This is a genomic window from Sphingomonas mesophila, from assembly GCF_003499275.1.
Taxonomy (GTDB): Bacteria; Pseudomonadota; Alphaproteobacteria; order Sphingomonadales; family Sphingomonadaceae; genus Sphingomicrobium; species Sphingomicrobium mesophilum.
Map to the genome: position 1 here is coordinate 1 of NZ_QWDF01000004.1, position 819 is coordinate 819.

1 protein-coding gene and 1 pseudogene are annotated in these 819 nt (G+C 42.4%); both read right to left on the minus strand.

Annotated features, from left to right (window positions below; translation table 11 throughout):
* Positions 1-34: 34 nt before the first annotated feature.
* On the minus strand, positions 35-493 hold the full coding sequence (pal, locus tag D0Z60_RS11445; RefSeq protein WP_005596217.1) for a peptidoglycan-associated lipoprotein Pal: 459 nt from the start codon (positions 491-493) through the stop codon (positions 35-37).
* Positions 494-519: 26 nt separating this feature from the next.
* Positions 520-819, minus strand: a pseudogene (locus tag D0Z60_RS11450) (PD40 domain-containing protein); the annotation flags it as partial.

The following is an 819-nucleotide window of genomic DNA, read 5'->3' on the forward strand; positions in this document are numbered from 1 at the left end:
GGGCTTCATTGTCTATTCAGTAACTAAATACAAATTAGTATTCTAATACTGCACGACGGTTTTTAGCGTAGTCAGCTTCAGTGTGACCTAACACAGCCGGTTTTTCTTCACCGTAAGAAACAGTTGAAACTTGGTTAGCACCTTTAGTTGCTAAGTAGTTTTTAACTGCGTCTGCACGACGTTGACCTAATGCGATGTTGTACTCTGGAGTACCACGTTCGTCAGCGTGACCAGCAACAGTTACTTTACCGTTTGCAGATGTTAAGTATGCAGCGTGTGCATCTAAAAGTTGTTGGTACTCACCTTCAACTGCGTAGCTATCGAAACCGAAGTACACAGTGTTGTAACGAGTTTGTAAGTCTTCAGCAGTCATACCGCCGAATTGACCTGCGTTTGCGTTAGCATTTGCGTTAGCATTGTCTGATGAGCTGCTGCAAGCTGCTAATACGAATGCTGGTGCCGCAATCATCAATACTTTAGCTAGTTTTTTCATTTGTTGCTCCTAAAAAGAATTTTATTTTATTTAGTCAAATACGGTGACCAAGCAGGAAACTTAAATTGTCCACCTGCTCCCGGCAAGTTAGCTTTGAAACGGCCATCTGCGGACACCAATTGTAGCACTTTGCTCGTACCTTTGGTAGAGCTATAAATAACCATAATACCATTTGGCGAAATACTTGGACTTTCATCTAAGAACGTTGAACTCAATACTTCCGTGCCACCCGAAGCGAGATCGCGTTTTACTACTTTATCACCGGCAATCATGATTAAATTCTTACCATCAGACGATACTTTAGCGTTATAGCTACCGCTACCGCC